General features: G+C 63.6%; 23 protein-coding genes and 1 tRNA gene. 13 read left to right on the forward strand and 11 right to left on the reverse strand.

The window, feature by feature from the left end:
• Positions 1–125: 125 nt before the first annotated feature.
• Positions 126–692 (reverse strand): YceI family protein, encoded by a 567-nt coding sequence (locus ACQ4WR_RS19020; protein WP_102298271.1) that lies wholly within the window; start codon positions 690–692, stop codon positions 126–128.
• Between the two features lie 61 nt (positions 693–753).
• Between ACQ4WR_RS19020 and ACQ4WR_RS19025 the strand changes: the two genes are divergently transcribed.
• The 6 genes from ACQ4WR_RS19025 (at position 754) to ACQ4WR_RS19050 (ending at position 4,911) form a co-directional block, all read left to right on the forward strand.
• A complete protein-coding gene (locus ACQ4WR_RS19025; RefSeq protein ID WP_436489209.1) occupies positions 754–1,146 on the forward strand; it encodes a hypothetical protein in 393 nt (130 codons plus the stop codon).
• 25 nt (positions 1,147–1,171) lie between these two features.
• The gene (locus ACQ4WR_RS19030) at positions 1,172–1,795 is read left to right on the forward strand and encodes a biliverdin-producing heme oxygenase (RefSeq protein ID WP_436489211.1); all 624 of its coding nucleotides are present in this window, start codon (positions 1,172–1,174) and stop codon (positions 1,793–1,795) included.
• The gene (locus tag ACQ4WR_RS19035) at positions 1,795–2,259 is read left to right on the forward strand and encodes a YbaN family protein (RefSeq protein WP_436489213.1); all 465 of its coding nucleotides are present in this window, start codon (positions 1,795–1,797) and stop codon (positions 2,257–2,259) included. Before ACQ4WR_RS19030 ends, ACQ4WR_RS19035 begins: the two co-directional genes overlap by 1 nt.
• A 322-nt stretch (positions 2,260–2,581) precedes the next feature.
• A complete protein-coding gene (locus tag ACQ4WR_RS19040) occupies positions 2,582–3,391 on the forward strand; it encodes a methionine ABC transporter ATP-binding protein (RefSeq protein WP_436489215.1) in 810 nt (269 codons plus the stop codon).
• Positions 3,384–4,058, forward strand: coding sequence for a methionine ABC transporter permease (locus ACQ4WR_RS19045; protein ID WP_436489217.1), 675 nt, complete (start codon positions 3,384–3,386; stop codon positions 4,056–4,058). Before ACQ4WR_RS19040 ends, ACQ4WR_RS19045 begins: the two co-directional genes overlap by 8 nt.
• Before the next feature lie 25 nt (positions 4,059–4,083).
• Positions 4,084–4,911, forward strand: coding sequence for a MetQ/NlpA family ABC transporter substrate-binding protein (locus tag ACQ4WR_RS19050; RefSeq protein WP_436489219.1), 828 nt, complete (start codon positions 4,084–4,086; stop codon positions 4,909–4,911).
• Positions 4,912–4,993: 82 nt separating this feature from the next.
• Here the strand turns inward: ACQ4WR_RS19050 and ACQ4WR_RS19055 are convergent, their stop codons facing one another.
• On the reverse strand, positions 4,994–5,611 hold the full coding sequence (locus ACQ4WR_RS19055; protein ID WP_436489221.1) for an OmpW/AlkL family protein: 618 nt from the start codon (positions 5,609–5,611) through the stop codon (positions 4,994–4,996).
• Positions 5,612–5,756: 145 nt separating this feature from the next.
• Positions 5,757–6,653, reverse strand: a complete 897-nt coding sequence (locus tag ACQ4WR_RS19060) for a LysR family transcriptional regulator (RefSeq protein WP_436489223.1) — start codon at positions 6,651–6,653, stop codon at positions 5,757–5,759.
• A 276-nt stretch (positions 6,654–6,929) separates the two neighbouring features.
• On the opposite strand from ACQ4WR_RS19060, the gene fur reads away from it, so the two are divergent.
• The 7 genes from fur (at position 6,930) to ACQ4WR_RS19095 (ending at position 11,673) form a co-directional block, all read left to right on the forward strand.
• Positions 6,930–7,370, forward strand: a complete 441-nt coding sequence (fur, locus tag ACQ4WR_RS19065; RefSeq protein WP_092794635.1) for a ferric iron uptake transcriptional regulator — start codon at positions 6,930–6,932, stop codon at positions 7,368–7,370.
• An 80-nt stretch (positions 7,371–7,450) separates the two neighbouring features.
• Complete coding sequence (locus tag ACQ4WR_RS19070) at positions 7,451–7,816, forward strand: MerR family transcriptional regulator (RefSeq protein WP_436489225.1); 366 nt, start codon at positions 7,451–7,453, stop codon at positions 7,814–7,816.
• A gap of 85 nt (positions 7,817–7,901) precedes the next feature.
• A complete protein-coding gene (locus ACQ4WR_RS19075; RefSeq protein ID WP_436489227.1) occupies positions 7,902–8,492 on the forward strand; it encodes an NAD(P)H-dependent oxidoreductase in 591 nt (196 codons plus the stop codon).
• Positions 8,493–8,672: 180 nt separating this feature from the next.
• The gene (locus ACQ4WR_RS19080) at positions 8,673–9,890 is read left to right on the forward strand and encodes a SpoIIE family protein phosphatase (protein WP_436489229.1); all 1,218 of its coding nucleotides are present in this window, start codon (positions 8,673–8,675) and stop codon (positions 9,888–9,890) included.
• 60 nt (positions 9,891–9,950) lie between these two features.
• Positions 9,951–10,508: a SiaB family protein kinase gene (locus ACQ4WR_RS19085; RefSeq protein ID WP_071076508.1), complete on the forward strand. Its 558-nt coding sequence runs from the start codon at positions 9,951–9,953 to the stop codon at positions 10,506–10,508.
• Between the two features lie 22 nt (positions 10,509–10,530).
• Positions 10,531–10,929 carry a DUF1987 domain-containing protein gene (locus tag ACQ4WR_RS19090; RefSeq protein ID WP_102298245.1) on the forward strand — a complete coding sequence of 133 codons (399 nt, stop codon included), beginning with the start codon at positions 10,531–10,533 and terminating at the stop codon, positions 10,927–10,929.
• 3 nt (positions 10,930–10,932) lie between these two features.
• Positions 10,933–11,673 carry a GGDEF domain-containing protein gene (locus ACQ4WR_RS19095; protein ID WP_102298241.1) on the forward strand — a complete coding sequence of 247 codons (741 nt, stop codon included), beginning with the start codon at positions 10,933–10,935 and terminating at the stop codon, positions 11,671–11,673.
• Between the two features lie 19 nt (positions 11,674–11,692).
• Here the strand turns inward: ACQ4WR_RS19095 and ACQ4WR_RS19100 are convergent, their stop codons facing one another.
• The 8 genes from ACQ4WR_RS19100 to fdnG all read right to left on the reverse strand — a co-directional run bounded on the left by ACQ4WR_RS19100 (position 11,693) and on the right by fdnG (position 21,957).
• On the reverse strand, positions 11,693–12,406 hold the full coding sequence (locus tag ACQ4WR_RS19100) for a substrate-binding periplasmic protein (protein ID WP_436489232.1): 714 nt from the start codon (positions 12,404–12,406) through the stop codon (positions 11,693–11,695).
• A 162-nt stretch (positions 12,407–12,568) separates the two neighbouring features.
• A tRNA-Sec gene (locus tag ACQ4WR_RS19105) sits at positions 12,569–12,664 on the reverse strand.
• A 12-nt stretch (positions 12,665–12,676) separates the two neighbouring features.
• Positions 12,677–14,632, reverse strand: coding sequence for a selenocysteine-specific translation elongation factor (selB, locus tag ACQ4WR_RS19110; RefSeq protein ID WP_436489233.1), 1,956 nt, complete (start codon positions 14,630–14,632; stop codon positions 12,677–12,679).
• Entirely contained in the window at positions 14,629–16,050 is a 1,422-nt protein-coding gene (selA, locus tag ACQ4WR_RS19115) for an L-seryl-tRNA(Sec) selenium transferase (protein ID WP_436489235.1), read from the reverse strand. Before selA ends, selB begins: the two co-directional genes overlap by 4 nt.
• The gene (gene fdhE, locus ACQ4WR_RS19120; protein WP_436489237.1) at positions 16,047–17,093 is read right to left on the reverse strand and encodes a formate dehydrogenase accessory protein FdhE; all 1,047 of its coding nucleotides are present in this window, start codon (positions 17,091–17,093) and stop codon (positions 16,047–16,049) included. Before fdhE ends, selA begins: the two co-directional genes overlap by 4 nt.
• Before the next feature lie 185 nt (positions 17,094–17,278).
• The gene (locus tag ACQ4WR_RS19125; RefSeq protein WP_180979419.1) at positions 17,279–17,962 is read right to left on the reverse strand and encodes a formate dehydrogenase subunit gamma; all 684 of its coding nucleotides are present in this window, start codon (positions 17,960–17,962) and stop codon (positions 17,279–17,281) included.
• Entirely contained in the window at positions 17,949–18,872 is a 924-nt protein-coding gene (gene fdxH, locus ACQ4WR_RS19130) for a formate dehydrogenase subunit beta (protein WP_102294895.1), read from the reverse strand. The genes ACQ4WR_RS19125 and fdxH overlap by 14 nt, the downstream gene beginning before the upstream one ends.
• 13 nt (positions 18,873–18,885) lie before the next feature.
• Complete coding sequence (fdnG, locus tag ACQ4WR_RS19135; protein ID WP_436489239.1) at positions 18,886–21,957, reverse strand: formate dehydrogenase-N subunit alpha; 3,072 nt, start codon at positions 21,955–21,957, stop codon at positions 18,886–18,888.
• Positions 21,958–22,015 lie beyond the last annotated feature (58 nt).

The raw sequence follows: 22,015 nt of genomic DNA on the forward strand, positions 1-22,015 counted from the left end.
ACACAAATCCTAGCGAGCGGCGATGGTTTGCGGCTAAGAAGCGCAACCGTGCTTGCACGGGGCCGCCGAGGCGGTGAGCACCGCAGGCCGCAAAGCGCGACGCGCAGCAGATTTTGCCAAACGTTTTACTGCTTGATGGCTTCGATCGCAAACGTCAGGGTCACGTCATCGCTGACGGCTGGCGCATATTTGCCGGCGTTGAATTCCGAGCGCTTGATCTTGGCGGTGGCATTGGCGCCGCAGGCGTCTTTTTTCAGCATCGGGTGCGGGGCGCAGGTGAACGAGGTGACGGTCAGGGTCACTGGCTTGGTCACGCCTTTCAGGGTCAGGTTGCCCTCCACCGATGCCAGCTTGTCGCCGTCAAAATTGAACTTGGTCGACTTGTAGGTGGCCACTGGATACTTGGCCGTGTCGAGGAAGTCTTCGCCCTGGATGTGCGAGTTGAACAGGGTCGAACCCGTGTCGACGGACTTGGTGTCGATCAGCACTTCGACGGCGCCCGTCTTGGCGGCGCGGTCCAGCGTGATCTTGCCGGTGGTGTTATTGAAACGGCTTTGCTGCGTCGAGAAGCCCATGTGGGTGTACTCGAAACGCGGGAAGGTGTGGCTGCCATCGATGACATAGACTTCCGGAGCGGCAAAGGCGGACAGCGAGAAGCCGGCGGCGGCGATAAAAGCGAGCAGTTTTTTCATTGTGGGTTCCTGATAGGGAGTGGAGGATGTCAAAACCGCAACCGGCTGCAGGCAATGATGCATGCGGCTGATTGTCTGGCTTCAGTTGCAACAGATTATGCATTGCAAGAAGATCGATGTAAAACGGAAAATTTACCTAGTTAGCATCGAAAAAATCGATAGTAACGGGGGATTATGTCCGCAACAGCGCCTTCTGCTGCCGATTATTGTCCGTGTTGACAAAAATATCCAGCGTTATCCAGCCGCATTAATGAGAATGATTCTTGTTATTATCTTCGTGGATTGCTATCATCCCTGCCTTTTGCACCGTTGGCACCGTCGCCGCCACGCCGCCGCCAGAATTTGCCAGCCCGCCGGCCCTGCCGCGTTCATGCCAGCCACCAGGCCGCCCGCGCCACCCAGGCCACCGCTGCAAGCGCGCTCCCGCATTGCCTCGCATGCAGGGTCCACTTGATTCATCCATAATAGGACTGGAAAACATGACCGCAACAAACAACGATCCCACCACCTTGAATCCGAATACGTCCCCGACAACCGCGCCACCCCGCAGCCAGCGCCTGAAAGCCGACACCATGGCCACGCACGAAGTGCTCGACAAGCGCATCATGGCCAGCAGCCCGTTCGACAACCCGCGCAACTACGTCCGCTTCCTGCAGGCGCAGTACGCCTTCCTGCGCGATGTCGACGCGCTGTACGAACACGCTGGCCTGGCTGCCCTGCTGCCCGACCTGGAGCAGCGCCGCCGCTATGCCAGCATCGCCGCCGATTTGCGCGACCTGGAAGCGCCACTGCCCTCGGACGCCGCCGAGCCGCCATTCGGCACGGAACTGGACCTGGCCACCGCACTGGGCTGGCTGTATGTGAGCGAAGGCTCGAAACTGGGCGCCGCCATCCTGTACAAATTGGCCGGCAAGATCGGCCTCGATGAGCAGTTCGGCGCGCGCCACCTGGCCGGCCACCCCGATGGCCGCGCGCGCCACTGGCGCGATTTCACGGCCGTCCTCGATGCCGCGCCGCTCGACGCCGGCGGCGAGGAACGCGTGGTTGCCGGTGCGCGCGCCGCCTTCATGCGCATGCATGGCCATGTCGAGGCCTACGCCTGATGGCAGAGGAGCACGTCCAGCCTGCGCCGCGCGAGACGCATGGCCTGCGCCTGCGCCGCTGGGCCTGGACGGCAGCCGGCGCCTTGATGGTCATGCTGGGCATTATCGGCGCCATGCTGCCCGTGATGCCGACAACGATTTTCCTCATCCTCGCCCTGGCCTGCTTCAGCCGCGCCTCGCCGCGACTCGAGCACTGGCTGCTGCAGCATCCCCGCTTTGGCCCGCCGCTGCGCCAGTGGCGCGAGCACCGCGCCGTCTCTCGGCGCGGCAAGGCCTTGGCCTGCCTGGGCATGGCCATCGGCTTTGTCGCCATGTGCCTGGGCCACCCTCCCTGGTGGGTCATCGTCATGGTCGGCAGCATGGAAATTGCCGTCATCATCTACCTGCTGCGCCGCCCCGAAGGTCCGCAAGCGCCAGATACCAGAGCAGAATCTGCCCGCAATGGCGGCGGCAACGGGCAGTAAATTCAATCACCCGCGGAAAAAAAACAGCAATTGCCTTAACTGCGCACAATTGCCTGCTTACGCACGCCCATGCTGAGCCGAACTTTTCACCAAGTTGGCGCCTGCGCCGCCCTTGCGGCACGATTTAATTCGGCAAAATTCCCGCTTTCCCGCTTTTTCAACTTGAAAATGCCCGCATAGACATTATTTGCATATTCAAAGCAAGATTCTGTCGTAGGAGTAATAACACGATCGGAGGTATACTACGCAACCGACGTTACAGGCTGGGCGATTTGGCCCCTGAAACATGCCTGAAACGGTCCAATAAAAAAGGAAACACTGCATGACCACACCACACCGTACGCCGGTGATTCGCATCGATGGCGCAAACAAGACCTTTGCGCTGCCCAAAGGCGAACAATTCCACGCGGTCAAATCGGTCACGCTGGAAGTCTATCCCGGTGATATTTTCGGCCTGATCGGCAAGAGCGGCGCCGGCAAATCGACCTTGCTGCGCCTGATCAACCTGCTCGAACGCCCGGACAGTGGCACCATCACGGTGGCCGGCCGCGAGCTGACCAGCCTGGGCAAACGCGAATTGCGCGACGCGCGCCAGAACATCGGCATGATTTTCCAGCAATTCAACCTGCTGCAAAACGCCAGCGTCTTCGACAATGTCGCCTTCCCCCTGAAAATCCATGGCACGGCCAAGGGCGAGCAGATCGCCGCGCGCGTCGAGGAATGCCTGGCGCTCGTCGGCCTGTCCGACAAGCTGCACAGCTATCCGGCGCAGTTGTCGGGCGGGCAGAAACAGCGCGTGGCGATCGCCCGCGCCCTGGCCAGCCACCCCGACGTGCTGCTGTGCGACGAGCCGACGTCCGCGCTGGACGCGGAAACCACGCGCGCCCTGCTCGACACCCTGCGCGACATCAATGCGCGCCTTGGCGTGACCATCGTCATCGTCAGCCATGAGCTGTCGGTGCTGGGCGCCATCTGCAACCGCGTGGCCGTCGTGGAAAAAGGCGCCATCGCCGAACAATTTGACCTGAGCGACACTACCACCCCGCGCAAGACGGCGCTGGGACGCGAGCTGGCTTATTACGGCACCGAGGCGTTTGAAGCCACCGCATGGAAGGATGCAACACATGTTTGAAGAATCGATCAATAACGTCATCAACCTGCTGCCGGAAATCTGGGTGGCGCTGGGCCAGACCATGACGATGCTGGGCATAGGTCTTACGGCCGCCATCCTGATCGGCGGCCCGCTGGGCATTTTGCTGTTCCTCGTCTCGGAAGGCCAGTCGCTGGAAAACCGCCCGCTGTCGATGATCCTCGGCTGGCTGGTCAATACCGTGCGCAGCTTCCCCTTCATCATTTTGCTGGTGGCCCTGACGCCGTTTACGCGCATCATCGCGGGCACCTCGATCGGCCCGCTGGCCGCTGCCGTGCCGCTGTCGTTCGCCGCCATTCCCTACCTGGCGCGCCTGGTGGAACAGAACCTGCGCGAAGTGCCGCGCGGCGTGATCGAGGCGGCGCACGCCATGGGCGCCTCGGAAATGCAGATCATCTTCCGCGTGCTGCTGGTGGAAGCGCGTTCCGGCCTAGTGCTGGCCCTGACCGTGCTGTCGATCAGCTTCCTGTCGTATTCGGCAGTGGCCGGCGTGGTGGGCGGCGGCGGTATCGGCGACCTGGCCATCCGCTACGGCTACTACCGCTTCGAGACGGACATCATGGTCGCCACCGTGGCCATCCTGATCGTGCTGGTGCAAACCATCCAGTTCGCCGGCACGCGCATCGCCAAGCACCTCGACAAACGCTAATTCATATTCAGAAACAAGGACATTCATGAACCACCTACGCCGCAACCTGCTGCTGGCCGCCGCCAGCCTGGCCTTCGCCACCGCCGCCCACGCCAAGGACCCGAAAGAACTCGTCATCGGCACCAGCTCCGGCCCCTACTCGGACCAGCTCAAGCTGGGCATCAAGCCTATCCTGGAAAAACAGGGCTACAAGGTCAAGATCGTGGAATTCAACGACTACGTGCAGCCGAACTATGCGCTGGCCGAAGGCTCGCTGGACGCCAATGTATTCCAGCACATCGTTTATCTGACCAAGTTCGCCACCGATAACAAGCTGCCACTGAGCCCCCTGATCACCGTGCCGACCATGCCTATCGGCCTGTACGGCGGCAAGCAGAAGTCCCTGGCCGACGTGAAGAACGGCGCCACCATCACCATGCCGAACGACCCGACCAACCAGGCGCGCGCGCTGGTGATGCTGGCCAAGATGGGCTGGATCAAGCTGAAACCGAACGTCGACCCGCTGCGCGCATCCGAACGCGACGTGCTGGACAACCCGAAGAAGCTAAAACTGGTGCCGCTGGAAGCGGCGCAGCTGCCACGTTCGCTGGCCGACGCCGACTACGCTTTCGTCAACGGCAACTTCGCCCTGGCGGCCGGCATGAAGCTGACCTCGGCCCTGGCCGTGGAAAAGATCTCGGACAGCTACATCAACCTGGTGGCCATCCGCACGGCCGACAAGGGCAAGCCATGGGTCAAGGACCTTGAAGCGGCCTACCGTTCGCGCGCCTTCCTCGACGCGACCAACAAATACCTGGCCGGCTATGAAAAGACGGACTACCAGCTGGCGCTGGAAAAGACGCTGAAAAAATAATCGGCGCGCCTGAAACGTAAAAAGGACGGCATAGCCGTCCTTTTTTCATGCTGCGCGCCACCTCGGCGCCATCACGCTATGCTTAGAAACGATAGCCGACACCGACACCGATCAAGAGTGGATCCACCTTGACTTCGCTGGCCTTGGCGCCGCCGATGAAGACGTCGCTGCGGATCTGCACTTTCTTGATGTCGAAGTTCAGCGACCAGTTTTTATCGAGCTTGTAATCGACACCCGCTTGCAGCGAGTAGCCCCAGCTGTCATGTTCCAGGCGGCCAGCGCCGTTCAGCAATTTCACGTCCGAGATATTCGTGTAGTTGATGCCCGCACCCACGTAAGGGCTGAACTGTTTTTCAGGCATGAAGTGGTATTGCAGCGACAGGGTCGGCGGCAGATGCTTGAAGCTGCCGATCTTCGTGCCCGACAAGGTGACGTCATGTTTTTGCGGATACGTCAGGATCAGCTCGGCAGCGATATTCGGGGTAAAGAAGTACGAGATATCGATTTCAGGAATCGTCTTGCTGCTGACGTGAATAAGGTCGGATGCGCCGACGCCACCAACAGGAGCAGATTTGTTGGCCGGATCGATATGCACGGCGCGCGCACGGACCAGCCATGGGCTTTCCTGTGCCATTGCGTTGCCGGCGAATGCGCCAATGGCGGCCAAGACGATTGCTGCTGCAGTTGCGGACTTTTTCATTTTATTTCCCTCTGTCGTTAAGTAACGCTGCGAAGTCTAAGAGTGCAGCGCAACAAAAACTTTGATCCACATCAAATAGTGCTAGATGGCATCGAAAGAGGGATTTTTTCCTTCGCCCAGATCAAGAAAATGCGGCACTGCAAAATCACGCCGCCTGGGCGAACAGGCCCGCCACCCAGTCGGCAAACACGCGCACGCGCGGCGACAATTGCCGGAGGTGCGGGTACAGCACGGAAACGGGTACGGGATCGGGGCGCAGATCGGCCAGCACTTCCACCAGTTCGCCTGCCGCCAGCGCCTGCTCCAGGTGGTAGCGCGGCGCCTGGATCAGGCCCATGCCGGCGCGGCAGCAGGCTTGGTAGGCGTCCGCGTTGTTGACGGACACCGTGCCGGGCAGCAGCACGCTGTGCACTTGCCCGCCCGCCTTGAAATCGAAGGGCCAGGTCTTGCCCGTCTGGGCGGAAAAGAAGTTCACGGCGCGGTGGCCTGCCAGTTCGGCCAGGGTGCGCGGCGTGCCGTGCGCGGCCAGGTAGGCAGGGCTGGCGCAGGTCATTTGCTCCAGCAGCGCTACCCGGCGCGCCACCATGCTCGAATCGCCGAGCTCGCCTACGCGCAGCACGCAGTCGACGCCTTCGCGCACCAGATCCACCAGGCGGTCGCCCATGCCGATCTCCAGCTCGATCAGCGGGTGGCGGGCGCAGAACTGGTCCAGCACGGGCATGACGAAATGCATGGCCAGGGTGGCGTGCAGGTCGACGCGCAACTTGCCTGCCGGCTGCCGCGCCGCCGAGGTGAACACGGATTCCGTCTCTTCCAGGTCCGCCAGCAGGCGCACGCAGCGCTGGTAATACGCGTCGCCATCGAGCGTCGGCGTGACCTGCCGCGTGGTCCGCTGCAAGAGGCGCACGTGCAGGCGCGCTTCAAGCTGCTTGATCGCGTGCGTGACGGTGGCCTTCGGGTAGCCGAGATCATGCGCCGCCTGGGTAAAGCTGCGCAACTCGACAATGCGCGTAAAAATGCGCATCGCATCAAATCGGTCCATGCCTGCTCCATTGTTATTGCATGCTGCACAGTGTAGCGATTTCGTATTGGATTTTCCATGCGCTTGCATGGCAAGCGCGGGTCAGATGCACGCCGTGCAATCAGACATTGCGCCGATGTCACTGTTTGCGCAGGCCGCCACGCGGCATAATATTTCCACTCCGCACATGAGAATAGTAATGATTATCATTTGCGATATAATGCGGAATTACAGACAGGCGCCCACAGGCACACGTCCAGGCGTGCGCTCGGGCGATCACAAAAAGGACTGGGAGACATGGATATATTGAGGGAACTGCGTGAATCGGGCTTGAAAGTGACCATCCCCCGCCTGCGGATTCTGCAGCTGTTTCAAGAAGGCACCATCAAGCACCTGAGTGCGGACGATGTGTATAAACTTTTGCTGGCCGAAAAAATCGACGTGGGCCTGGCCACCATTTACCGCGTGCTGATGCAGTTTGCGGAAGCGGGCATCCTGTTTCGCCGGCATTTCGAATCGGGCCATGCCGTGTTCGAACTGAACGAAGGCCAGCACCACGACCACCTGGTCTGCACGGGCTGCGGCAAGGTCGATGAATTCGTCGACGAAGGCATCGAGTTGCGCCAGAACGAGATCGCCGCCGAGCGCGGCTTCGTGCTGCACGAGCACGCATTGTCGCTGTACGGCACCTGCGCCGACTGCACGGCGAAGAAAGTGCCGCCGCGCAAGCCGTCCTGAGTCGGCGTGCAAGGTAGCGCCGGCCCGCCCGCCTGCGCTACACTGCGTGCGCCGCCGCTCGATAAAAGACAAGGACCAGCATGTACATCGGAGAAATCGCCCGCCTGGCGGGCACCTCGCCCAAGGCCTTGCGCCATTATGAAGCGCTGGGCTTGCTTGGCGACGTGCGCCGCGCGGGCGCCTACCGCGTCTACACGCAGCAAGACCTGGCGCAAGTCAAACTGATACGCCAGGCGCAGACCCTGGGCTTTCGCCTGGCCGAACTGCTGCCCATCCTGGCCGGCGACAATACGGACTGGGCCGCCCTGTCGCAGCACATCGCCGCCAAGCGCGCGCAGCTGCAGGACGACATCGCCCGCCTGCGCCGGCTCGACGCCGAGCTGGGCGAGATCGACGCGGAAATCCTCGACTGCCTGACGCGCCAGCGCCTGCAAGCTGCCGCCTGAGCCTGCAGCACGCAGCGATCGCTTGACTCTGCCCCCAGGGGCAGGCTTTAGCATGCAAGCTCTTCTTTAATGGATAGCCTGCATCATGACCAAGACTCCCTCCAAGCGCATATTGATACTCCTCGGCCACCCGTCCAGCGAGAGTTTCTGCGCCGCCCTGGCCGACGCCTATGCCGCGTCCGCGCGCGCCCAGGGCCACACGGTGCGCGAACTGCGCCTGGGCCAGCTGGACTTCGACCAGAACCTGCATGAAGGCTACCGCCAGGTGCAGCCGCTGGAAGCGGACTTGCTGGCCGCGCAGGAAGCCATCACCTGGGCCGAACACCTGGTGTTCGCCTACCCCATCTGGTGGGGCGGCGCGCCGGCTCTGTTGAAGGGTTTTGTCGACCGCGTCTTCCTGCCCGGCTTTGCCTTCAAGTACCGTCCGGGCAAGGCTTTCCCGGCGCAGCTGCTGAAGGGCCGCACGGCCCAGCTGCTGGTGTCGATGGATACGCCGCCCTGGTATTTCCGCTGGGTCTACCACATGCCCGGCATCCACCAGCTGCGCAAGACGACCCTGGAGTTTTGCGGCGTCAAGCCCGTCAAGGTGGCCAGCTTTGGTCCCATGATCGACTCCACCGAGCAGCAGCGCGAGCGCTGGCTGGCGCAGGCACGGACGCTGGCGCGCCATCTGTAAGAGTGGCAACAGCTTGCCATGCAGCCATCTTGCATACGCTTTTGGCAAGCTGGTAATCAAGCCGTCACAATCCGTGGCTACCATGATGATATTGCCTGTTTGTCAGCCGCCTTGCCGTAGCGACAACAAGGGTCCGCTCGTCATGTAAAGGTAGCCGCTGTGGAGTTCAACGCTTCTCGATTGCATCTTCCCCGTTTTCGCTCGTCCGTGGCGGCTGACCTGTGCATCCCGACGGAATCCGTGCAGGCCGACGCCAGCAATTTCGCCGTGCTGGAACTGTTTACGGAACGCCGCGACATGATGAGCCTGCCCGTCACCGAGCAGCAGCGGCCCATCGGCCTGATCAGCCGCAACATCTTCATGTCGCAGATGTCCAAGCCCTTCTACCACGAGGTGTATGGCAAGAAGAGCTGCATCGCCTTCATGGACAAGGAGCCGCTGATCGTCGATGGCGCCATGAGCATCGAAGACCTCACCTTCCGCGCCGTCGAAGCGGGCGAAAAGGCCCTGGCCGACGGCTTCATCATCACTGACGATGGCGCACTGGCCGGCGTGGGTTTCGGCTTGCAGCTGATGAACGTGGTGGCCACCATGCAGGCAGAGAAGAACCGGCAGATAATGCACAGCATCGACTACGCCAGCGTGATCCAGCGCGCCCTGCTGCGTACCTCCGATGCGGAACTGCGCGCCACCCTGCCCGACGCGCACCTGGAATGGCAGCCGCGCGACGTCGTCGGCGGCGACTTCTACTTTTTCGAGCGCCATGCGGGCGGCTGGTTCGCCGCCATCGCCGACTGCACCGGCCACGGCGTGCCGGGCGCCTTCATGACCCTGATCGCCTCGTCCGCACTAAGCCAGGCCCTGCGCGAACGGGGGCCACACGATCCTGCCGCCCTGATCGGCGCCGTCAGCCGCGCCATCAAGACCTTGCTGGGCCAGGACGGCGCCAGCAGCGGCGATGCCACCGGCCACGCCGGCTCGAACGACGGCATGGACTGCGCTTTTTTGTGCTACGACGCGGCCAGCGCCAGCCTGCGTTTCGCGGGGGCGAAACTGGCGCTGCACGTGGTGGCGCCGGGCGAGGATGGCGTGCGCGCCATCGATGGCGCGCGCATGGGCGTCGGCTATGTCGATACGCCGGCCGGCTACTGCTGGCACAACGCAACGCTGGACGCACCGGCGGGGAGCCTGCTGTTCATCACCACCGACGGCTTGCTCGACCAGATCGGCGGCGCGCGCGACATCGCCTACGGCAAGCGGCGCATGCGCGAACAATTGCTGGCGCAGCGCGATGCGCCGGCCCGCGATGTGGCGGCCGCGCTGCTGCAGGACAGCGCCGCCTGGCAAGGCAGGCAGCCGCGCCGCGATGACCTGACCTTTTTCTGTTTCCGCCTGTAGCCACAGGCGGCAGCCATCCACGATAACCCGCCGGGCAACCGGCCAGCCAGGAGCACGGACGTGCTGTACGAAGAATTCAACGAGTTTTGGGATGTGGCCCGCAAGCGCAACATCATCTTTTTTTACGTGGGCTATTTTTCGCAGCACGTGGTCAGCGCCATTTCCGAAACCATCAAGGCGCGCCTGGACACGGCCGGCGCGGCCGGTCCGACGCGGCGGCGCATTTTCTCTTCGTTCATCGAGATGTCGCAAAACATCATGCATTATTCGGCTGACAGCCTGACGCCCGACGCCCAGCTGGACCAGCAGATGCGGCGCGGCTCGTTTTGCATCGGCACGCGCGGCGACAGCTTTTTCCTGCTGTGCGCGAATCCCGTCTCGACCGACAACGTGGCGCAGATCCGCGCCCGCCTGGAACCGCTGCATACCATGACGATGGAGGAAATCCGCCTGGCCTATAAAAAGGCCCTGCGCGAGGAAGCGCCCGCCGACAGCAAGGGCGCGGGCCTGGGTTTTCTCACCATGGCGCGCGACGCCAGCGAGCCGCTGGAATTCGAATTCGTCCAGGATCCCCAGGAGCCGGGCCACACCATCTTCTGCATCAAAGCCATCATTTAAAAGAGCCGACTCAGGAAAGCATATGCAATTACCGCCACCACTGTTCATCGCCGCGACCCCCAGTTCGCCCGAAATCGACTTCCGCTTCGAGCAGCATGCGCTGTCGATCAAGGGCGAGTCGTATCCGGAAAACGCAGCCGCCTTCTATGGCCCGCTGATCGCCGCCGTGCGCGCCTACCTGGAAGGCTGCAGCGACGCCGCCATCACCGTGAACGTCTCGCTGGCCTATTTCAACAGCTCCAGCACGAAGATGCTGTTTACCTTCTTCGATACCCTCAACCAGGCGGCCATCGACGGCAACCAGGTGCGCCTGAACTGGTACCACGACGAGGACGACGACACCATCCTGGAATTCGGCCAGGAACTGCAGCAGGATTTCACGGCGCTGGACTTCCAGGATCACGCCGTGAGCGGCAATTAAGACATGCGCGCCGCCCTCTCCGAAGCCGAAGTGCAGCCCGACCTGTTCACCGTGGAAGCGGCGGCGCTGGCTGCCGCGCGCCGCATGCACGCCGATGCCGGCGCGCCTGGCGAGGAACAGCGCCGCGTGCTCGGTGAACTGATCATCCACTACGAACGGCTGATGCGCGAGACGCGACGCCTGATCGGCCGCAGCGACCGCGCCGAGCGCGACATGCATGTGCTGAACCGGCAGTTGCAAACCCTGGCCGGCCAGCTCGAATATCGCGCCACGCACGATCCGCTGACGGGCGCGCTGAACCGCGGCGCCGTCATCGACCATGCCTCGCGCTGCCTGGAACAGGGCGACATGGCCCTGATCGTGCTCGATATCGACCTGTTCAAGCAGGTCAACGACGACTTCGGCCACCCGGCCGGCGACGGGGTGATCCAGGCCGTGGTCGACTGCCTGAAAGGATTGCTGGGACAGGAAACGGCCATTGGCAGGGTTGGCGGCGAAGAGTTTTCCGTGGTCTGGCCCACGCGTTCGCGCGACGACGCGGCCCACGTCGCGCAGCGCATCTGCGACACGGTCGGCCGCCAGCGCCATGCGGCGCCCATCACGCGCGCCATCACCGTCAGCGTGGGCCTGAGCTGGAACCGCGCAGGCACGGCGTTTGAAACGGCCTACAGCCATGCCGACCAGGCGCTGTATCAGGCCAAGCGCGAAGGACGCAACTGCGTGCGCCAGTGGCTGGAAAGCTGAAGCGGCGCAGCTTGCGCAACTAGCGCAGCTGTTCGCGCGCCATGCTGCCGTCGCGCCGCATGGCTGCCGCCGCGCGCTGCATGGCTGCGGCCTGCGCCTCGGGCATTTGCCTGTTGCAGGCCAGGTAGGTCTGCACGCGGTTGAACTCCAGCAGCGGCACCACCTTGTGCTCCCACGCCTTGCCGGCAAACGGCTTGCTGCCCACGGCCATGCCGACAGCCCACAGGTCGATACGCCCCAGCAGCAGCTTTTGCGGATTGAGCCACTCCTGCGTGACGGGCGCCACCTCCATGCCGTGTTGGCGCAGGTAGTCGTCGCGCGCATCGCCAAGCACCGTGCCGATCACCAGGCCGCGCGCATCGGCCAGCGTGCGCAGCGCCAGGTGCCGCTCGGCCAGGCCGTACAGCACCCATTGCGCTTCATTGAGGGGACCGATCCAGCGGAACTGCGCTTCGCGCTCCTGTGTGCGCGAGGTGGAAAAAATGCAGGTGTCGGCCGCCGACAGGGCCTGCGCATACGCGCGTTTCCACGGCAGCAGCTCGATGGTATAGCGGATGCCGGCGCGCGCCATGATCTCGCGCACCTTGCGCGTTTCTCGTCCGACGACAACATTGCCGTCCATCATGCTCGATGGCGGCAAATGCTCGCCGACGATGCGCACGTCCGCCGCCGCGGCCAGCGCCGGCATCAGCAGCGCCGCTGCCAGCAACCGTGCCATGCTTGCTTGTTTCATGCTTGCTTTCTTCTGCCACAGGGTACCGGGTACGATGTTACCATCGGCCCTGGCCCGCCATCGCCAAATCGCCTTGATTACATCATTATTGTTGAGCAACGTGGCAAGGCGCCAACGCCGGCAGGCGCGCCATGCGGCAGGACGATAAGTGGGGAAATTGAGTGGCGGAAAACAGTAGGAGTCGAACCTACGGGAGAACGTCTGACGCCCTCCACCGGGTTTGAAGCCCGGCCACATCACCGGATGAGTGTGCTTTCCGCGGTGCCTGGGCTAACTGTTGGGCAAGGCAGTCGTGTAGGACCATAATGCTTGCGGGCGTAACAAATGCCCATTGCCAACACGGCGAGTATAACCGACGCGGTCAAAAAATTCCAAGACCTGGATCGCCCGCTTGCGGCCCAGCCCGCTTGCGTCGCGGAACGCGGCCGCACCGACGGCGCCGGAACCGGGCGGCAAGCCCTCATCCCGCTCCGCTTTTTCGGCCAGGGTGCGTACCAGTTGCGCCAGCTCGGCCAGCGCCGACGGATGATAGAACAGGTCGTGCACCACCTGGCTGATCTGGCCCGCCTTCGCCAGCTTGCGCAGCAGCCGGCGCGCTTCGTCCTCGGCCAGGCCGAAGTCGCGCGCCAGATCGCGCGTCCATGGCGGATCGAAGCGTCCCTGCTCCAGCGCCGCCAGCATCGGCGCGGCCGCCGCCTGCTCCTGCGGCGTCAGTTCCACGCTGTGCGTCGGCAGGTGCAGGCTGGCGCCGCGCGCCTGCACTGCCCCCTGCGCCAGCAAACCCTCGATCACGTGGCTCCACAAGGCGTCTTCCATCTCGGCGTCGACGATGCGTTTCAGGCGCCACAGTTCCGGCCCCGCCTCGTCGGGCGCACGCGCGTGGAAGGCTGCCAATGCGGCCAGCACGCGCTGCTCCAGTGCGGCCAGGGCCGCCGGCGCCAGCAGCAGGGCGTCATCGCCGCGCAGGCCGATGCGCCGCGTGTCGGGCGGCAGCGCGATGGCGGCCGCCGGCAGCAGCGACAGGCGCACCAGCAGGGATGCGCGCAAGCCCAGCGGGCTTTGCGCCAGCAGGGCCGCCGTGTCGCCCTGCGATACAAACGCGGCCAGGGCATCGAGCCAGGCCAGCCGGGCCGGACTGCGGCGCTTGCGCGCGGGACCGAACGGGTCGAGCACCATGCCGCCGCCCACCGTCTGCGTGGCTTGCGCATTGCGCACGACGAAACGGTCGCCCGGCACGCCATGCATGGGCGCGTCGAACACGAGCTGCACCCTGCCCGTCTGGCCCGGCGACAGCGTCTCGCCATCGAGCATGACGGCGCGCGCCAGCTGGTGCGCGGCGCCCAGGTGCACGTGCAGCGGCGACCAGGCTTTCAGGTGCACGCCCGCGTCGGGCAGCAGGGTCAGGGTCACATCGAGGCGCTCGGAACACTGCGCCAGCGCCGGTGCGACGACCCAGTTGCCGCGCTCGATGCGCTCGCGGGCGATGCCGGCCAGGTTCAGCGCCAGGCGCTGGCCCGCCATGCCCGTTTCCGCCGCGCGGTTCTGCGCGTGGATGCTGCGCACGCGCGCCTGCGCATCGCCGGGTACCAGCTGCAGGGTATCGCCCGTTGCCGCCATGCCCGCCAGCGCCGTGCCGGTGACTACCGTGCCTTGCCCCGACAAGGTAAACACGCGGTCCACGCCGAGGCGGAACAAACGCCGCTCATCGCGTTGTGGCAGGCCGCGCGACACCTGCGTCAGATGGGCGAGCAGGGCAGCCACGCCGGGATCGTTGTCCACGCTGGCGGCCGTCGGGAAGATGGGACTGCCGGCCAGCGGCGTGCCTTGCAGCAGTGCCTCGATGTCGGCCTCCACCTGCGCCACGCGGGCGCTGTCGACGCGGTCGATCTTGGTCAGCGCCACGGCGCCGCGCGTCACGCCCAGCAGCTGCAAAATCGCCAGGTGCTCGTGCGTCTGCGGCATGATGCCATCATCGGCCGCCACCACCAGCAGCGCGAAGTCGATGCCTGTCACGCCGGAGGCCATGGTGCGGATGAATTTTTCGTGGCCGGGCACGTCGATCACGCCCAGCACCGTGCCGTCCGGCAGCGGCAGGTAGGCGTAGCCCAGTTCGATGGAAATGCCGCGCGCCTGCTCTTCCTTCAGGCGGTCCGTGTGGACGCCCGTCAGCGCGCGCGTGAGTGTCGTCTTGCCATGGTCGATATGGCCCGCGGTGCCGACGATCATGCCGTCAACTCGGCGAGCTGCGCAATGAAGGCCGTCTCGTGCGCCGCTTCCAGGCAGCGCAGGTCGAGCCATAAGGCATCCTGGCCGATGCGCCCGATCACGGGGCGCGGCAAGGCGCGCAGGCGCTGCTCCAGCACGCCCAGCGGATTGCTCAGGCGCGAACCAGGCGCGCTGCGAATGGCCAGGCCAAAGCTGGGCAGCTGGTCGACGGGCAAGGCGCCGCTGCCGATCTGGCTTTTCATCGCTTCGGCCGTCACCACGTAGGCGGCGCCCAGCGCCAGCTGCAGCCGCGGCAGCAGCTCGCCGGCCTGCTCGCGCATGCCGGCCGCGGGACGCGTCAGCAGCCGCAAGGTGGTCAGGCGCTCGGCCAGCAAATCCGGCGCGCGGTACAGCTGCAGCACCGGTTCCAGGGCCGCCAGGGTCAGTTTGCCGACCCGCAGCGCGCGTTTCAGGGGGTTGCGCTTGATCTTCGCGATCAGGTCGGCGCGCCCGACGATGACGCCGCACTGCGGACCACCGAGCAATTTGTCGCCGCTGAAGGTCACCAGGTCGGCGCCCGCTTCTATAGTTTCGCGCACCGTGGTTTCATGCGGCAAGCCATACTGGGCCAGGTCGACGAGGGTGCCGCTGCCCAGGTCCACGGCCGTGGGAATCGCGCGCTGCGCCGCCAGGGGCACCAGCGTGTCGAGCTCCACGCTTTTGGTGAAACCGGTAATCGCGTAATTGCTGCAATGGACCTTCATCAGCAGGGCCGTATGTTCGCTGATGCCATGCTCGTAATCGGCCAGGTGCGTGCGGTTGGTGCTGCCCACTTCGCGCAGCACGGCGCCGGCGCGCGTCATGACGTCGGGGATGCGGAAGGCGCCGCCGATTTCCACCAGTTCGCCACGCGAGACGATCACTTCCCTGCCCTGCGCCAGCGTGTTGAGCATTAGCAGCACGGCGGCCGCGTTGTTGTTGACGATGGTGGCCGCTTCGGCCCCCGTCAGTTCGCGCAGCAGTTCCTCGACCAGGTCGTCGCGGTCGCCCCGCTTGCCCGTTTCCAGGTCGAATTCCAGGTTCATCGGCCACTGCAGCGCTTCCACCACGGCTTGCACGGCGGCGTCAGGCAGCAGTGCCCGGCCCAGGTTGGTGTGCAGCACCGTGCCCGTCAGGTTGAAGACGGCGCGCAAATGCGAGCGCGACTGCGCTTGCAGGCGTTCACCCGCTTGCGCGACGATGGCGGCGATCGATGCGCCCTCCTCGCCGCATTCACCAAACCCTGCGCCCGCCAGCATGGCGGTGCGCAGTTCGGCCAGCACGGCGCGCGCGCAGGCCAGGGTCTGCACGCGGCCATATTGCGCGATCAGTTCCAGGCAAGCCGCGTCGCCCAGTATGCGGTCTACCGATGGCAGGCGCACGGTTTGCCCCGTCGTCATGACTGCTGTTCCGCGCTCTTGCCCAGCCACAGCAGCGGATTGCCGCTGGCGCGCTGGTAGCCCGCCTCGTCCACCAGCAGGTCGAGCATCAGGCTGGCCAGGTCGTCGGCCAGCGGTTCGACGTTGTAGTCGTGCTCCTGGTTGAAGACCTTGCGGTAGGTATGGCAATCGTCGCAGGTTTCCGCGCGCGCCACTTTTTTCGGGTCATTCGCCTTGTTCGGCAATTTGTCGTCCTTCGCCGTCACCGGGTCGAACGGCGCGGCGTCGGCCGCATCCAGGCCCTGATAGGCGATCTTGCCATTCTGTTCGCAGGTCGAGCATTTCACGCGCACCATGTGCCATTCGCTTTCGCAAATGCCGCAGTGCAGGTAGCGGTAGCCTTGCGACTGGCCGCCAATGCGGATCACGCTGGCGACCGGGTGCGAACCGCAGACGGGGCACAAGGTCCCCGTTTCCAGGTCCGGCACGCGCGCGGCGCGCAGTTCGCTGGCCGATACCGACCACAGGATTTGCAGGGCGGCGGCGACAAACGGCGCATGCATGGGATTGAGGTGGTCGCCGTTTTCGTCGAGCACGGCATCGGCGCAGGCGTCCAGCGCTGGCGCGTCAAGCGCGCGCAGCTGGGCCAGCACCTGCGTCAGGCCGCCGGACAAGGCCGGCTGGCTGGCCGCCGTGGCAGCCAGTTCATCGAGCAGGCTGGCAAAAATGTCGCGCCAGACGGGTGGACGGGCACCGCTGACGGGCAGCACCGGCATGCGGTGCTGGATCGCGCGGCGCAGCGCGTCGGGATCGGCGGCAGGCACGGCGCCGGGCGCCAGCCTGGCGACAACGGCAGCCTGCGCATCGGCCAGCGCGGCCATCAGCACCAGGTAGCCCTGCATGCCCGCATCGACGGGGATGCCCTTGATCTTGCCCTGCGCCAGCTCGCGCAAGCGCAAGGCGCGCGCCGTAAACAGGCTGCCAGGCTGCGGCAGCAGCAGGCGAGGAATCGCGTTATGGTCCAGGCCTTCGATTTCGCCTGGCTGGAGTATGCGTTGTACCAATGGAGTTTTCCCATCAAAAAAAGCACGGCACGGCCAGCGGGTGTGGCCATGCTGTCAAAGTATTCTAAACGATAAAAAGAAAGGGGCCAGTCCTGGGGGACTGGCCCTGGTCGCCGCTGGCATGCAAAAACGCCGTTGGCCGGGCATGTCGGCTTACGCGAAGCTAAGCCGACCTACCCTGCTACCTACTTTCTCGTGTTGCGCACCGTCGCTTCAAACCACTTCGGATGGTGCTTGCGCGCCCAGCCGTAGGTGACGGTGCCGCGCACCATGGCGCCGATCGAGCCCTTGACCCACAGGGCCGCATAGATGTGCACGATGATGGCGCAGATGATGCCGAACGCGCACACGGCGTGCAGCAGGGCCGCCGCGCGGATGACGGGGATCGGGAAGTAGAACGCGAAGTAGGCGCGCCAGATCACGATACCCGACAACAGCAGGCCGGCCATGCATGCCAGCAGCACGAAGAACAGGATCTTCTGGCCGGCATTGTATTTGCCGATCTTCGGAAGCTTTTCTTCGCGGTTGTTGAGCACATCATCCATTTGTTTCAGCCACTGCTTGTCGCCGTCCTCGAACTTGTTGTGGTGCCAGAAGCGCACCACCAGGATCGCGAACGAGACAAACATCACCAGGCCGGCGAACGGATGCAGGATGCGCGTCCATTGGCCGCCACCGAACAGGTTGGCCAGCCACGCCATCGACGGATGGAACATGGCCAGGCCGGACAGGGCCAGCATGACGAAGGTGATGGCGGTGACCCAGTGATTCGTGCGCTCGTTGGGGTTGTAGCGCTGGATCAGCGGGTTGCCATCCTTGTCATACAGCTTGCCATCGTGAAGATCACTGTGCTGTTCATGATGATTCATGCTGATCCTCCTTGATGCGCTTGGCCTCGTCCAGGGCTTCGCGTTCTTCATCCCTGCTCACTTCGTTCGGACCGACACGCGTGTAGTGGAACAGGCCCGCCAGCGCCGTGGCCGCCATGCCGGCCACGGCCAGCGGCTTGGCCCAGCCCTTCCAGAAGCCCACCATCAAGCTGATGCTCGGCTTGTCCGGCAGGTTGGAATACAGGCGCGGCTTGTCGGCATGGTGCAGCACGTACATCACGTGCGTGCCGCCCACGCCCAGCGGATCGTACAGGCCCGCGTTCTCGAAACCGCGCGACTTCAGGTCGACGATGCGCTCTTCCGCATGTACCTTCATGTCTTCCTTGGTGCCGAACACGATGGCGCCCGTCGGGCAGGTCTTCACGCAGGCCGGTTCCTGGCCTACGGCCACGCGGTCCGAGCACAGCGTGCACTTGTAGGCGCGGTCGTCCTTTTTCGAAATGCGCGGCACGTCGAAAGGACAGCCGGCCACACAGTAGCCGCAGCCGATGCAGTTTTCCTGGTGGAAGTCCACGATGCCGTTGGTGTACTGCACGATGGCGCCCGGCGCCGGGCAGGCTTTCAGGCAGCCCGGGTCCTCGCAGTGCATGCAGCCGTCCTTGCGGATCAGCCATTCGAGGTTGCCGTCGTTGCTTTCGTGTTCGGCAAAACGCATCACCGTCCACGATTGCGGCGTCAGGTCCGTCGGATTGTCGTAGGTGCCGTGGTTTTCGCCGACCTCGTCACGCAGGTCGTTCCATTCCATGCACGCCGTCTGGCAAGCCTTGCAGCCGATGCATTTCGACACATCGATCAGCTTGGCCACGGTGCCCGTCACCGGGGTACGCGCTTGCGGCGGCGTCACCGTGGTGGCGGACAGGCGCCGGATATCTAAGGATTGCAGTGCCATTATCGATCTCCCATCATGCTTTTTCCACCTTCACGAGGAAGGACTTGAATTCCGGTGTCTGCGAATTCGCATCCCCCACGCCCGGTGTCAGGGAATTAATCAGATACCCCGGCTTGGCCACCCCGGTGAAGCCCCAGTGCAGCGGCAGGCCCACGGTATGCACCTGCTTGCCTTCGATCTTCAAGGCCTTGATGCGCTTGGTGACGACGGCCTTGGCGATGATGTGGCCCCGTTTGGAACTGACTCTGACCTTGCCGCCGGCCACCACGCCGATGCTGGCTGCCAGTTCTTCGCCGATTTCCACGAACTGTTCCGGCTGGATGATGGCATTCAGGCGTGCATGCTTGGTCCAGTAATGGAAATGCTCGGTCAAACGGTAGCTGGTGGCCACGTGCGGGTATTCCTCATGCGTACCGAACAGCGCACGGTCGCCGTCGAACACGCGGGCGGCCGGATTGGTGGTCGCGCGCGGGTTTTTCGGGTGCATGGGGTTATAGCCCAGCGGGTTTTCAAACGGCTCGTAATGCTCGGGGAACGGTCCTTCGGCCATGGCGCCGCGCGCAAAGAAGCGCGCCACACCCTCGCCCAGCATGATGAACGGACCCATGCCATTTTCCGGCGGTTCGTCGACCTTGAAGTCGGGAATATCGGCCCCGCTCCAGTTCGTGCCATTCCACTCGATCAGCTTGCGCGTCGGGTCGAACGGCTTGCCCTTCAGGTCGCACGAGGCGCGGTTGTACAGCACGCGGCGGTTGGCCGGCCATGCCCAGGCCCAGCCCAGTGTCTGGCCGATGCCCGTCGGGTCGCTATTGTCGCGGCGGCCCATCTGGTTGCCCGCCTGCGTCCAGCTGCCGGCAAAGATCCAGCAGCCACTGGTGGTCGTGCCATCGTCGCGCAATTGCGCAAACGAGGCCAGCTGTTCACCTTTCTTGACCAGCAGCTTGGTCGGATCCTTCGGATCGTACAAGTCGGCCAGCGCCTTGCCGTTGAATTCACGGGCGATCTCTTCCGGCTGCGGGTTATGCGGCTGCGCATAATTCCACGTCAGGTTGACGATCGGGTCAGGGAACTTGCCGCCCTCTTTCTGGTACATGGTGCGCATGCGCAGGAACAGGCCCGACATGATCTCCAGGTCGCTGCGCGCCTGGCCCGGCGGTTCTGCCGCTTGCCAGTGCCACTGCAAGACGCGCGAGGAACTCACCAGCGAACCGCGCTCTTCGGCGAAGCAGCTGGTTGGCAGGCGGAACACTTCCGTCATGATCTTGGTCGGATCGACTTCATGGAACTCGCCATGCGGACGCCAGAATTCGCCCGTTTCCACGGCCAGCGGATCCATGATGACGAGGAACTTCAGCTTCGACAGCGCTTCCGTGACCTTCTGCTTGTTCGGCGCGGACGCGATGACGTTGAAGCCCTGGCAGATATAGCCCGTCATTTTGCCTTGGTGCATGTTCTCGATGGCTTGCATCAAGTCATACGGCTTGTCCAGCTTGGGCAGGTAGTCGTAGGCGTAGTTGTTTTCCGCCGTCGCCGCATTGCCCCACCACGTCTTCATGAAGCTGACGTGGAACTTGCGGTAATTGCTCCAGTAGCTGAGCTGGTTCGGACGCAGCGGCTTGGTGGCGCGCGCGGCGATGTAGGCGTCGAAGTCCTGCTCGCCCTCGTTGGGCAGGGTCATATAACCCGGCAACAAGTTCGACATCAGGCCCAGGTCGGTCAAGCCCTGGATGTTCGAGTGGCCGCGCAAGGCGTTCATGCCGCCGCCGGCGATGCCCATATTGCCCAGCAACAGTTGCACCATGGCGCCCGTGCGGATGGTTTGCGCGCCCGTCGAGTGGTGCGTCCAGCCCAGCGCGTACAGGATGGTACCGGCGCGTCCCGGCACGGCGGTCGAGGCCAGCGCCTCTGCCACCTTGTGGAACTTGTCGGCCGACACGCCGCACGTACGTTCGACCATCTCGGTCGTGTAGCGCGCGTAGTGCTTCTTCATCATCTGGTAGACGCAGCGCGGGTGCTCCATGGTCGGATCGATCTTGGCATAGCCATCGTCGCCGATCTCATAATCCCAGGTGGCCTTGTCGGTGTACTTGCCTTTTTCCTTGTCGTAACCCGAAAACAGGCCGTCCTCGAACGCATAGTCTTCGCGCACGATGAAGGGCATGTCCGTGTAGTTGCGCACGTACTCATGCTGAATCTTGTCGTTCGTCAGCAGATAATTGATGATCGCGCCGAGGAAGACGATGTCCGTGCCGGTACGCGTGGCGCAGTAGTAATCTGCCACGGATGCGGTACGGGTGAAACGCGGATCGACAACGATCAGCTTGGCCTTGTTATGCGCCTTCGCTTCCGTTACCCATTTGAATCCGCAAGGATGTGCTTCTGCTGCATTGCCGCCCATGACCAAAATCACATCGGCATTCTTGATATCGACCCAATGATTCGTCATCGCGCCACGGCCAAACGTCGGGGCAAGACCTGCCACCGTCGGTCCGTGTCATACACGCGCCTGATTATCAAAGGTCAGCATCCCCATGCTGCGCACTGTCTTGTGGGTCAGATACCCGACCTCGTTGCTGCCGGCGGACGCGGCAAGCATGCCGGTGGAGAGCCAGCGGTTGACGGTCTTGCCGTCGGCATTCTTTTCGATCAGGTTGGCATCGCGGTCATCCTTCATCAGGCGCGCGATCTTGTCGAGCGCCACATCCCAGGAGATCGGTTGCCATTCCGTGCCACCGGGTGCGCGGTACTCGGGAACTTTCAAACGATTGGGGCTGTGGATGAAGTCGACCAAGCTGGCGCCTTTCGGGCACAGGGTGCCGCGGTTTACCGGATGATCGGCATCGCCTTCCACGTGGATGATGCTGGAGACGGCATTCTTCGCGCCATCGCCCAGGCCATACAGCAGAACGCCGCAGCCTACGGAACAGTAAGGACAGGTATTGCGGGTCTCGGTCGTGCGAGCCAGCTTGTATTGCCTTACTTCGGCCAGCGCCTGTCCCGGTGCGAAACCGAGCAAGGCGAGGCTGGAGCCAGCAATCGTGGCGCCTGTTACCCGAAGGAACTGGCGCCTGGATATCTGAACCATATCAGACCTCTATGATGTGAGTAAATAAAAAGTCATACAACGTCATGACGGTGTCATA

The sequence above is a fragment of the Janthinobacterium amylolyticum genome (genome assembly GCF_051380655.1).
In the GTDB taxonomy this organism is placed as follows: domain Bacteria; phylum Pseudomonadota; class Gammaproteobacteria; order Burkholderiales; family Burkholderiaceae_D; genus Janthinobacterium.